The 11,938-nt window shown below is 45.4% G+C and carries 9 protein-coding genes and 4 tRNA genes; 9 read left to right on the top strand and 4 right to left on the bottom strand.

Going from position 1 to position 11,938, the window contains the following annotated elements:
- Nucleotides 1–5 precede the first annotated feature (5 nt).
- From JMY06_RS04910 to JMY06_RS04925, 4 genes are read right to left on the bottom strand one after another with little or no spacing between them, the layout of a single operon-like run.
- Nucleotides 6–764, bottom strand: coding sequence for a c-type cytochrome (locus tag JMY06_RS04910; RefSeq protein WP_201616721.1), 759 nt, complete (start codon nucleotides 762–764; stop codon nucleotides 6–8).
- Nucleotides 761–1,510 carry a c-type cytochrome gene (locus JMY06_RS04915; RefSeq protein ID WP_201616723.1) on the bottom strand — a complete coding sequence of 250 codons (750 nt, stop codon included), beginning with the start codon at nucleotides 1,508–1,510 and terminating at the stop codon, nucleotides 761–763. Before JMY06_RS04915 ends, JMY06_RS04910 begins: the two co-directional genes overlap by 4 nt.
- Nucleotides 1,507–2,130: a cbb3-type cytochrome c oxidase subunit II gene (locus JMY06_RS04920; protein ID WP_201616725.1), complete on the bottom strand. Its 624-nt coding sequence runs from the start codon at nucleotides 2,128–2,130 to the stop codon at nucleotides 1,507–1,509. The genes JMY06_RS04915 and JMY06_RS04920 overlap by 4 nt, the downstream gene beginning before the upstream one ends.
- 10 nt (nucleotides 2,131–2,140) lie before the next feature.
- Nucleotides 2,141–3,754 carry a cbb3-type cytochrome c oxidase subunit I gene (locus tag JMY06_RS04925; RefSeq protein WP_201616727.1) on the bottom strand — a complete coding sequence of 538 codons (1,614 nt, stop codon included), beginning with the start codon at nucleotides 3,752–3,754 and terminating at the stop codon, nucleotides 2,141–2,143.
- A gap of 948 nt (nucleotides 3,755–4,702) precedes the next feature.
- On the opposite strand from JMY06_RS04925, the gene JMY06_RS04930 reads away from it, so the two are divergent.
- The 9 genes from JMY06_RS04930 to JMY06_RS04970 all read left to right on the top strand — a co-directional run.
- Entirely contained in the window at nucleotides 4,703–6,325 is a 1,623-nt protein-coding gene (locus JMY06_RS04930; protein ID WP_201616729.1) for a peptide chain release factor 3, read from the top strand.
- A 241-nt stretch (nucleotides 6,326–6,566) separates the two neighbouring features.
- A complete protein-coding gene (locus JMY06_RS04935; RefSeq protein WP_201616731.1) occupies nucleotides 6,567–6,971 on the top strand; it encodes a hypothetical protein in 405 nt (134 codons plus the stop codon).
- 187 nt (nucleotides 6,972–7,158) lie between these two features.
- The gene (locus tag JMY06_RS04940; RefSeq protein WP_227672168.1) at nucleotides 7,159–8,544 is read left to right on the top strand and encodes an FHA domain-containing protein; all 1,386 of its coding nucleotides are present in this window, start codon (nucleotides 7,159–7,161) and stop codon (nucleotides 8,542–8,544) included.
- A gap of 290 nt (nucleotides 8,545–8,834) precedes the next feature.
- Nucleotides 8,835–10,331, top strand: a complete 1,497-nt coding sequence (locus JMY06_RS04945) for an anthranilate synthase component I family protein (RefSeq protein ID WP_201616741.1) — start codon at nucleotides 8,835–8,837, stop codon at nucleotides 10,329–10,331.
- Between the two features lie 181 nt (nucleotides 10,332–10,512).
- Nucleotides 10,513–10,588: transfer RNA gene (locus tag JMY06_RS04950), tRNA-Thr, on the top strand.
- Between the two features lie 83 nt (nucleotides 10,589–10,671).
- Nucleotides 10,672–10,755, top strand: a tRNA-Tyr gene (locus JMY06_RS04955).
- Between the two features lie 91 nt (nucleotides 10,756–10,846).
- A tRNA-Gly gene (locus tag JMY06_RS04960) sits at nucleotides 10,847–10,920 on the top strand.
- Nucleotides 10,921–11,030: 110 nt separating this feature from the next.
- Nucleotides 11,031–11,105 (top strand) — tRNA-Thr (locus JMY06_RS04965).
- Nucleotides 11,106–11,558: 453 nt separating this feature from the next.
- Nucleotides 11,559–11,938, top strand: a 380-nt coding sequence (locus tag JMY06_RS04970) for a GTP-binding protein (RefSeq protein WP_201616743.1), incomplete at its 3' end; no start/stop codon positions are given.

Genomic DNA, 11,938 nt, shown 5'->3' on the forward strand with positions numbered 1-11,938 from the left:
TCCTCCTAATCAGCATCGGGGTTGCGGGACTGCGGTGGTGGCAGCGTCGCGAGATAGTCCGACACTGCACTCATATCTTGTTCCGAAAGCGACTGCGCTATAGAGTGCATGAGACCAAGCGGCGAGTTGACCCGATTCCCTTCTTTCCAAGCGGCAAGTTGTGTGTGTGTATAAGCGGGATGTTGACCCGCGATCGCGGGGAAAGTTTCCCCAACGCCCCATCCGAGCGGTCCGTGACACGAGAAGCAGGATGGCAGGTCAACTGTCCAATCGCCAGCCAGCGTCAGTTCTCGGCCGCGCTCTAGGTTGCCACCGAGAGAAGCTGTAGCCGAAGGAGCTGTCTTAAGCGCGGCATAATAGGTGCCAAGTGCAGCCATTTCCTCATCTGTCAGCGTTGATACGACATATTGCATGTTGTCATTGATACGTGCACCGCTCTGATAATCGTGCAGCTGCTTTACGAGATAGCCCGCTGACACGCCAGCCAAGCGGGGAATGTTCTGAGCGCCTTGGCCGGTGTCTCCATGACAAGAAGCACAGGACCAAGATGCATCGGCAGACTCTCCACTCCCATCGATCAGAGCCATGACGCTTTTTGGGTCGGCTTTTGCCGCAGCGGCTCCATAGCTTTCTGCTGCTCGCCAGTCGATCATCGCTCCATCCTCTGTAGGTTCTTTTTGGGTGGTTCCAGTCAGAGCGATTAAAAGAGCAACTAAAAGAGCACTTGAAATGGCAATAAGAATTATTGATACAACCATTTTCATTGTGTTTCCTCCTGAGCTTCTTCAGCTTGATCAGGCACTGCCATTTGGGCCTTTGCCTGGTTCTCAGCAACCGCTGTGTATTCTATGTCAAAAGCATTGTGGAGTTCGAACCCTCCTTGCCACGGGTAATCAATCTTGCTTTCAAGCGCTTTGCGGACGGCTGCAACTTGGTTTGATGAAACTGCATCAGCTTTGTTTGACCATTTGCTACGGATATGAGTCAGGATAAGGGCAATCTCCTCATTTTCGAGGGTCGCGTGAAAGGTGGGCATCCGTCCGTCATAGGTTTCGCCTTTGACCTCAATGAGACCTGTGATGCCACGTAGTAGGATCGCAGTTGGTACCTCTGCATTGGCTACGACGTACGGTGACCCGTCAAGCGGAGGAATCGCGTTCCGTACACCCGATCCGTTCGCCTGGTGGCAGGTCGCGCAATAGGTTCCAAAAAGCGCTGCGCCCTGTGCAGCCAAAAGCTCGCCTTCAGCCTCTCGTATTTCGGCAGTGTTCGCATCGGCGGATGAGACTCCTTTATCCTCTGCAGCTCGTACCAGTTGTGCGTCTTTACCGTCTTCAGTTGCCTGCGCATCAAAATAAAGCGTCACTCCGCCGGATATAGCAAGCGCGATGGCTATCGCAATGAACGGCCAGGGTACTGGGTTTTTGGGTTCGGTAGGTTTGAAATCATCATCGATGTTACGCGCAGCCGATCCAAAATCCTTGGTAAATTTATTCTTGGGTCGTTTCATTTTTCCATCCCCCTGTCTTCTGAATAACCATTGTCGCGTAATTCAGGGTTAGCGACGGGATAAGTCCGATCAAGGCTGACGAGGTAGTCTACAAGATCAAGCGCTTCGGGCCGCGCTACAACGACCTTACCTGCTGGGCGATTCTCGACAGGAAGTCGCACCACAACATCGCTCGCTTCAGCCTCTGTTTTGGTCTCAAATAAGAAGGGGTAACTTGGCATGATTGAGGTCGGGTGGATTGCACGCGGCTGATAGAGATGGGTCAGATGCCAGTCACGGCTGGGCATTCGTGCGCCGATGTTGAGCAGGTCTGGTCCGGTGCGCATAGTGCCTAAAAGATGGGGCGTGTCATAGGCGTAGTCTGAAGCAGTGGAAGGACGGCCCCATCCGCGTTGGACATCAGGTCCCTGCTCGGGTGCACGTGGCTGCTGACTGTGGCAATATACGCAACCGAGATCTACATAGGTCTCCCGTCCGCGTAGTTCGCTCTCAGTATAAGGCTCGAGACCGGGCGTGGCTGCTGCCGAGCGAATTTCGTCGCCAGGCAGGATGACAAGGAATACAGTCGCAAAAGCCAGAATAGCCGCAACGAGTAACATAAGGGGCATAACACGGTTCATTTTGGTCTCCTCACTGGTTCTGGTTCGGTTGTGTGCTTTCCTGACTCTCGATCAATCCAGGGCCTGCTTTCCATTCAACACCTCGGCCTACAAGGATCGCAATCATATTGGCCGCAAAAGCGAAATGTCCAAGCACCATCAAGGATCCGCCGACAGAGCGGCCTGTAAGGTAGGGCACGGTCAGCTCCATACTCTCCATAAAGTCGCGGGCGGGATCAAGCATTGCCTGCCCTTGCAGCCAGCCGCCCAAGCTGAGTGAAACGAAATAAATAGTGAATCCGATGACAACCAGCCACCAGTGTGCAACGATGAGCGCAGGAAATGGCCAAACACGACCCACAAGACGGGGCGTCACATAATAAATGCCGCCAAAAAGTACGAAGGTCACAAACGCATAGACACCCAGGTGCGCATGACCAACCGTATAATGAGTAAAATGCGTTACTGAGTTAACAGCCCGCAATGCTTGGAGCGAGCCTTGAAAGGACGCAGCCGTATACATAAGCGCCCCGATAGCCACGAACCTCAACGGAATACTGGCACGAAATACGTCTAGATTGTTAAGCCACAGCGGATGCTGGTTAATAGCGACAGCGATTACTGGAACAAACATCATGATGGATTGAACAATTGAAAGTGTCACTACCCATGTCGGCACGGGCCCGCCGATCAGATGGTGTATCCCAACCTGACTGTAAAAAAGCGCCAGTGCCCAGAAGCCTATTAGTGAAAGGCTATAGGAATAGATCGGCTTACCAATAATCCGTGGCAGCAGATAATAAGCAGCACCGACACCTAGCGGCGTGAGCCACAGACCTAGCACGTTATGAGCATACCACCAGTTTACGGTTGCCTGTTGCACGCCGACATGTAACCCCGGAATGTTTGCCACAATAAACAATATCGGAAACCAGACCATTGCCGCTAGGTAATACCACCCAGTAACGTAGATATGCTTCACCTTTCGGTGCTTTGCCGTTACTATCAACGGAATCACAAACATAAATACTGCGAGCGCGATGAATATGTCAATCTGCCACGGAATCTCTAACCATTCCAGCCCGTCGGTCCAGCCGATGCCGATTGCCCACGCACCTGCACCGACTGCGACGTTCATTAAAACGGCTCCGGCGAGCGCAAGGGAGGGCAATCGCAGACGTGTTGCAAAGATTGTTGGAAGTAGCCAAAGTGCAAGCCCCATCAATCCAAGGGAAAGCCATCCGTAGATAACAAGGTTCAAATGAATGGTTCGCATGCGCCCAAAAGTCAGGGCTGCAGAGCCGTTTAGCCAATCGGGAATGTGTAGTTTTAAAGAGGCAATCAGGCCAAAGGTGCTACCGATAATCAGCCATAAGGTCGCGGTGGCAAACACGAAAAGGATAATGCGCCGAGTGTTTTTAGGGAAAAAGCTTTCGCCGTCTCGTCCGTGCGGTGATTCTGTTTGTTCTGCATGAGTGCTCGGATCATCAGGCGTTTCGGCCCGATCTTCGGCCTCAAAAATAGTGAGTGCATCCGCCTGTGTAAAACGCATCTCGCTGCGTGAAATCGTCCAGATGAGAAAAACAAGCGCCACCAATGACACTGCAAAACTCACAAGGACAAGGGTTCCGACCGTGAATTCCAAAATATACTCCCTCTTCGTTAAGTGTCTCTTGAGGTGAGGCACATTCGCTGTTGTAATACCTTAAAAGGCGCAACACCTTAAAAGCAGCCTAATAAGCTCTATGTATAATAGTTACAACGATACGAACATTATCCGTTCTCTCATCAAAGCGTTATCGATACTCGATCGCACAATATATGCTAGCGTCTCATATTGTGAATATCAAATAGAGGGCTTCAAAAACCCAACGCTTAATTAGTTGCTATTCTGTAATAAAATTATTTCGTCATAACAAGGTGAGATAGAATATCCACATCAAAAGTGTGTATAACTCACATAAGGGAAGACTTATGTGAGAGTTGGCCATTCTGTTTAAAGTGCTACTGCTATATAAAAGATAGATACAATACAGAAAAACACAGTACAAATTAGATACAATTTACTGGATTATTCAATATGGAAAAATAGTCAGCTGACACGGCCCAATAGTATTTTCAAGCAATTAAATAAAGTATCATCAGTTCCTCCTACTATAACTACCATAAGGAAGCATGAGTCAGTCATACGATAGTTTGGTATAGAGTATAGAACACCTAATTTAGTTGTTTTATACCAACAATAATTGATTGATAGTGATAGCTTTATGACGTTAATTTCAAGCACCTTGTTAAGGTTGGTTGTTTTTTGACGGAGGAAATCGTCTGAGGTTAGTTTTCTTCGTCTGTGTAAAGCTTTCATAAAGTAAGTAAAGTAGGTAGTGATTCTTGTTTAATCGTTTTTTCTGTGTAATATCGAGCCTATGGTCTAAGCCTGTAAATAGTACGACTGAAGCAGTTACGAAATAGGCATAAATAGCATCTTGACCATAAATCCGCTACAATATGCGCATCGAAATCTGTCATAACCTTTGTTGTATCACTACTATTATCTTGCTATTTTCTTCCCAAATTTAACGATAAGTTATTCATTATGAGCGCAGATACCAAACTTTCAGCACCCAAGCTCTCAGCAACTAAGCTTGCCCGTGAGGTTGCCCAACGCCGCACCTTTGCCATCATCTCGCATCCCGATGCTGGTAAAACCACCATGACCGAAAAGCTACTGCTATGGGGTCAAGCGATTCAGGTCGCAGGCGAGGTTAAAGGTCGCAAAACTGACCGTCACGCGACCTCGGATTGGATGAGCATGGAACAAGAACGGGGCATCTCTATTACTACCTCCGTCATGCAGTTTCCGTATCAAGAGCATATAGTCAATCTGCTTGATACCCCGGGCCACGCGGACTTTAGTGAAGATACTTATCGAACTTTGACCGCCGTGGATAGCGCGCTCATGATGGTTGATGGTGCAAAAGGCGTCGAGGAACGTACCATCAAGCTGATGGAAGTGTGCCGGATGCGTGATACGCCGATTATCTCGTTTGTGAATAAACTAGATCGCCAAATCCGTGAACCGCTCGATTTGCTCAGTGAAATTGAAGCGGTACTAAAAATTAAGTGTATTCCTTTAACGTGGCCGATTGGTATGGGGCAAGACTTCATCGGTGTTTATCATTTAACCGAAAATAAAACCTACTTCTATCAAAAAGGTCACGGTGGCGAGATTGTCGATGTCGAAACCCGTGACGGCTATGATTATCCTGATATTCGCGAACGCTTGGGTGCGTTGATGTTTGCTGCTTTTGAAGAGTCTCTTGAGCTGGTACAAATGGCGCTGGAAGACTTTAGCGTTGAAGAGTTCTTAGCGGGCGAGATGACGCCAGTATTGTTTGGTACTGCGCTCGGTAACTTTGGCGTTAATATGGTGCTTGATACGTTGGTGAAATATGCGCCGCCTCCCAAAGCGCATCCTGCTAATGAGCGGGAAGTTGCCGCTACCGAAACTGACTTTACTGGCTTTGTATTTAAGATTCAGGCCAACATGGATCCGCGTCATCGTGACCGCATTGCCTTCTTGCGCGTGTGCTCAGGTAAGTACGAGAAAGGCATGAAAATGAAGCATGTTCGTTTGGAGAAAACCGTACGTATTGCTGATGCTTTGACCTTTTTAGCGGGAGACCGTGAAGCGCTAGAAGAAGCCTATCCGGGTGATATTATTGGTTTACATAACCATGGAACTATCTCTATTGGTGACAGTTTTACTGAAGGCGAAGAGTTAAACTTTACCGGTATTCCGCATTTTGCCCCTGAGCTATTTCGTCGGGTGGTGTTAAGAGACCCACTCAAATCGAAAGCCTTACAAAAAGGCCTGCAGCAGTTGAGTGAAGAGGGCGCAACGCAGGTATTTATGCCGCAGATTAATAACGATTTAGTCTTAGGTGCGGTGGGGGTGCTCCAGTTTGAAGTGGTCGCGCACCGGCTTAAAGAAGAGTACAAAGTACAGTGTACCTTTGAGCCAGTATCTATCGCCACCGTACGCTGGATTCACTGTGATGATGAAGTGGCACTCGCAAAGTTTAAACGTAAAGCTCATGACCAACTGTCAATTGATGGCGGCGGTTATCTGACTTATTTGGCTCCTTCACGGGTGAACTTGCAGCTGATGCAAGAGCGCTATCCGGAAGTTACTTTTAGTAATACTCGCGAGCATTAATATAGTTAATCCATGATATTTACATTTCTTTGAAAAGACACGCGGGCCGTGTCTTTTTTATTGGCCCTCGTTTATTATCAATAACTCGCATTGATTATAGATAGCACTCTACAATCATTTAACTAAAATCACTTAACTTAAGTAAAGCAGCGCTTCAAAAAGGCAAACAGTGTTCCAACAATACCCCGCAGTGGTTACGGTAGAATATCAGTAGATGCCGTGTGTTTATTAGAGAGGATATGTGCCGATATTGAATCAATCCACTACCCGTAAACCCCTCGTAAGCCAGCAGGCAAGTGCTAGGTTTAATTATTCGCGCTTATGTTCTGTACTTGCAAGTGCCGTATTGATCGGTATGACCGCCAGCTTCTCAGCCAATGCCAGCACGTTTATTTCGGCCAGAGACTTTCTCGATTATGAGCTGCCCAAAACGGTACAAGGCAGTTGTAGTGAGCGCCAAAACTGTCCAGAGATTGAGGTCAAGTACCTTACAACCAATCATGACTGGATAAATAAAGCAACCAATGCCCGTATTGATAATCTAGTTGTTAATAGCAAACCTACTGAGACCGTACCTATTACGATTACTGGCGCGATGATGGGAAACGCAACTGAACGGCATAATCAAACCCCATTTTATCCCTAAGTGGCTATATAGAAGAGACGATATACTCATATCATTTGGTAAAACTGCTAAGATAAAAACATAAAGGCTGGATTTCACGGCTTGCATAAAGGTAATAAGTGATGTGAGCGCTAAGTAATTTTAATACTAAAGACTATTTTGATAATAACTGTTAAATAAATATTCAATAATAAGGAGCGATATTATAGTGAGCAATTTAGATGAGAAGGACATGACAACGGCAGGAACAGACGCTGCTAATATCAAAAACACTGATACCGTTACAACTGCAAGCAGCTCAGAAGCTGTTACTTGGCAACTCAATGCGCTTACAGAGGCGCTTGGTGACTTGTCGTTGACCGTAAGCGACAGTTTGTCAGTCGGGCGCGGTAGTGATAATGATGTGGTGCTGGGCAGCAAGCAAGTATCACGCAATCATGCGTTACTGAGTGTCTTAAACGGTAAGTTATATCTAAAAGATTTAAACTCATCGAACGGTACCTTTGTTAATGAGGAACGGATTGAGGGTAATAAATCTGAGCATCTTAAAGCTGATGATACCGTTGGCTTTGCCAGCTTTACTTTTCAAGTGGCGACACCAATAGAAGCTGACACAGATGCCGCTATACACGCTACTGAAGCTCCTGTGAAAGATAGTGTTAAAAATAGTGTGACAGACACTGCTGGTGACGTAGAGCAGCCAGTTAAGGCTGATGAGCCTGTAGCTGACTTAGAAGCGGCGACTATTGATGTATTGCCTACTGCAGTCGTTGATGCAGAAGCTATAGATAGTGACGTTATCGATGCTGAAGTAGTGGACGCTGAGATTGTTGAACCAGCTATTGATGCGCCAGTAGAGCCAGTGGTCGTAGAAGCAACTGTTTTAGAAAATAACATTCCAGAAAATATGGTAGATGAGCCAATATCAGAAACTGTGGTATCGGATACTAAAGTAGAAGATCCCGTGCAAAAAGAAACGATGATATCAGAAGTGTTGTCTTCTACCGCTGGTAGCTCAGATGTGTCTGATACCTTGTCCCCTGATAAGTCGACACCTGATACATTAGAACCTAGCGTAGTAGCACCGACAGTAGCAGCAATACCTAAGCCAAGTACGGCCGCTGAGCAGGATACAGTGATGTCCAATGATACTTCCAACCATACTTCTGAAGAGTCGCTAAATAAAAAGATGTTAAACACAGAGTCTCTGTATAAAGAGACTCCAAATGAAGAGCCACTAGTGACAGAACCAGTTGTTAATGAGCCCCTAGCAACAGAGCCAACTGCTCAACAAGAACCAACAGTCAGTCTAGAACAAGACAAAACTACCAAGACTGCGCTGCAAGAAGAAGCTGACCCCGATGTGCTACGTGCCAAACAAGCCGCCACTGCTCAATTCTCAGGAACCGCCAATTTAGGCCAGCCACGCGATCTTGGTACTGAAGGTAATAACGCGATGGATCAGGCTCTTAATAATACGGCTAATGCCGGTCATGTAGAGAAGAAACCCAGTGGCGGTTGGTTTATTTGGGTATTTATTGCCATCATTATTGTCGGATTGGCATTATGGTTATTCAATATGGGCGGTGCTTAATCGTCGATTATTAGTTTGAGTTATGAGCTAAAATTTATAACCTTAGTAGTCAGTTGTTATTGTAATATCTGACTATTAATAGCTGTAACTAAACAGATTTACAAACTATCCAGTATCCCTAATTACTAATAAGACCTGCCAGTTTTGTTATACTGGCAGGTTAAGTGATGGCTGTTTTTTTACTTAGTTTCAACTTGCCAACTTTATTATAAATTCCATTTTATTGTGTTTGTCCTATTGTATTTACCATTCTCATCTTTTGCCAACAGGGTGCTAAGAGACTGCTTATTATGATGACTTTTGAAGAATATCAAGACTTTAAAGACCGAGGTTTTAGCCACGCGCCGCTCATTAAAAAACGTCTGATGGACGCGCAAACGCCGGTTTCGGTGTTTTCTAAAGTACGCGATTTGAGTGGTTCAGCCTATCTTTTTGAATCGGTAGTCGGCGGCGAGCGTTGGGCGCGATATTCGATGATTGGATTGGGCAGCGATTTAATATTGCAATATGCTGATGGCATGATGACTATTAAAAAAGATGACCATATTGATATCGATGCGGTGGCTGATCCCTTTGGTTACCTCCGTAAGCTGATGGCAGGTTATAAGATGCCAACGTCAGATGATATGCCAGCTTTGCCGAGCTTTAGTGGCGGACTGATAGGCTATTTTGGCTATGATATGGTACGTGTTATCGAGCCTAGCGTTGGCTTGTCAGATGCGCCCAATCCGATGTCACTACCTGATATGTGGTTGATGCTGTCGATGAGTGTGATTGTGTTTGATAATCTAGAAAACACCTTATCCATTATCGTTTATGCTGATTGTAATGATGAAGATGGCTATGGGGCTGCTATTCGTGAGCTGGAGAAAATCGAAGATAAATTAGCAGAAATGCCAGATTTAAGTGCGCCGATTATGCCGACCCCGAAGTTTAAATCGCAAACCGGCAAAGAGAAATACTGCGACGATGTCAGTAAAATTAAAGAGTATATTTTAGCGGGAGATGTAATGCAGGTGGTTCCTGCGCAGCGTTTGACGGCGGATTATACCGGCGACTCACTGGCTGTTTACCGTGCATTACGTTTTTTAAACCCATCGCCTTATCTGTTTCTAGTTCACGGCTATACCCTCGATGACCACAAACGCTTTGATATTATTGGCGCCTCTCCTGAGATATTATCGCGTATCGAAAACGGTAAAGTAACTGTTCGTCCGCTAGCAGGCACTCGTAAACGTGGACAAGATGAAGCTGAGGACTTGGCATTAGAGAAAGAATTGCTTTCCGATAACAAAGAAATCGCTGAACACTTAATGCTCATTGATCTTGGGCGCAATGACATTGGCCGTGTCTGTGAATACGGCAGTGTTAAAGTCACTGAAAAGATGTTTATTGAGCGCTACTCACAAGTCATGCATATCGCATCCAACGTTGAGGGCACTATCTTGCCTGATAAAGATGCATTGGATGTATTTTGTGCGACTTTCCCTGCAGGAACCTTGTCAGGCGCGTCCAAAATCCGTGCTATGCAAATTATTGACGAAGTCGAACCGGTACGCCGAACTGTTTTTGGTGGCTCAGTTGGCTATCTAGGCTGGCATGGCAATATGGATACCGCTATTGCGATTCGCACCGCAGTCATGCGTCGAGGCAAGATTCATATCCAAGCTGGAGCCGGAGTGGTCGCTGATTCAGTGCCAGAAGCTGAGTGGGATGAAACCAACAAAAAAGCCTTGGCATTGGTTAAAGCGGTGAAAATGGCCTGCGATGGCTTGCGTATTCGCTAATTTCTTTTGATACTACAGTTGTATAAGTACACTGTATTGAAATAGCCATAATTCTTAATAATAAAAATAGCAATACAATCAAATGCTTAAAAATTATTATTAAATAAATGCTAAAAATTTTCGGATAGGGGTTGTGTTTTCTAAAATATTTGGTAGAATGAGCCCCTCTTTGAGAGAACAAGCCGACTTAGCTCAGTTGGTAGAGCAACGCACTTGTAATGCGTAGGTCGCCAGTTCGAACCCGGCAGTCGGCACCATCTCTCTCAAAGTAGCTTTTTATAGAATTGCTTTATTTTGAAAATATTTGAACTAAAAGTAAATTTTATTAAAAGCAACCTAAGGTGGGATTGGGGAGCGGTCAAACCCAACAGACTGTAAATCTGTCGCGAAAGCTTCGAAGGTTCGAATCCTTCTCCCACCACCATATATTTCTAAAGTTTGTCATAGCATCGAGTATACTCTATACTGAGACTATCGTTTTTATATCGAATAGGTTAGGTTCAGATAGAGTTATTGCGGGTGTGGTATAATGGTAACACCTTAGCCTTCCAAGCTAATGACGCGGGTTCGATTCCCGCCACCCGCTCCATATATATGGCACTAATCGCAACAAATAGTAATGAATACCTCATCACGACAGTCAGTTATTTCGCTGTTTCGTGATATTTTTTTATATAACCGAAAGGTTGTCTAAAATACGCTCATATAGCTCAGCGGTAGAGCACTCCCTTGGTAAGGGAGAGGTCTTGAGTTCAATTCTCAATATGAGCTCCATTTATTATTTAAGTTTGTGTGGCCTGTTTGTTATATGACGATACTGTCCAATAATTAGTGATGACTATCTTGGTTACTGATTAATTAACTACTAATTATATCCGATAATTTTATAAAGTTCTGCGCCGATATTGAAAAACATAATAATGACTCAGTAGAGAATAACTAAAAGGTAACACTGAGGTGTTGCCTTTTAGTGCTGTCAGAATGTTAATTATTGAGTATTGCAATGATTTTACCTAGTAAATAGATTGAAAAAATTAGTACAGTACCCATATAGAGTATCTAAGACAAGTAATGATTAATAAGTAACAATCTTTAATAAACATCGAAATTTTCAGTAGATAAACCATAGCGTCAACGGTTTGATGGTTTTAATTCTGTCATAAGCCGTCAAACAGCTATTTACCGATCTTTGATTAATGAAGATTCACCAATAAAGAGGAATACCCCATGGCAAAGGCCAAGTTTGAACGCAACAAGCCACACGTCAACGTCGGCACCATCGGACACGTTGACCATGGTAAAACCACCCTTACAGCTGCTATCGCAACCGTAGCCGCTAAAACCTCAGGCGGCGAAGCCAAAGGCTACGCAGCAATTGATAGCGCCCCTGAAGAAAAAGCACGTGGCATCACCATCAACACCAGCCACGTAGAATATGACACCGAAACTCGTCATTACGCTCACGTCGACTGCCCAGGTCACGCTGATTATGTTAAAAACATGATCACCGGTGCCGCGCAAATGGACGGTGCTATTCTAGTCGTATCAGCGACCGATGGCCCAATGCCACAAACCCGTGAGCATATCTTGCTATCACGTCAGGTTGG

The sequence above is a fragment of the Psychrobacter urativorans genome, from assembly GCF_904846675.1.
In the GTDB taxonomy this organism is placed as follows: Bacteria; Pseudomonadota; Gammaproteobacteria; order Pseudomonadales; family Moraxellaceae; genus Psychrobacter; species Psychrobacter urativorans_B.